This is a genomic window from Saezia sanguinis, from assembly GCF_003991585.1.
Taxonomy (GTDB): Bacteria; Pseudomonadota; Gammaproteobacteria; order Burkholderiales; family Burkholderiaceae_C; genus Saezia; species Saezia sanguinis.
Map to the genome: position 1 here is coordinate 1 of NZ_PQSP01000065.1, position 274 is coordinate 274.

General features: G+C 52.9%; 1 protein-coding gene. It reads left to right on the top strand.

Going from position 1 to position 274, the window contains the following annotated elements:
• A partial coding sequence (locus CUZ56_RS15000; protein WP_204250944.1) for a hypothetical protein occupies positions 1 to 274 on the top strand: 274 nt, incomplete at both ends.

Genomic DNA, 274 nt, shown 5'->3' on the forward strand with positions numbered 1-274 from the left:
GTACCACATCCAGTGCTTCGCAGTACAACGAGAAGGATCCTCAGTCGGCTGCCAAGATGGTAAAGGCTGCCGAGGAGTGGAAACCCACGCCTGAAGATCAGAAGGCCTTCGAGGACTATAAGTGTGCGAAGTCGGTTGATTCGCCAGATGATAAGTCACTCGTGACCTGTGATCGTGAACGCACCATGAAATATTTGTTGTCCCCGGTCGCCATTACCGGTACCCAGGTGGTTAGTGCTGATTCAGGTATCCCGCAAGGGCAGTTGTCCTACGT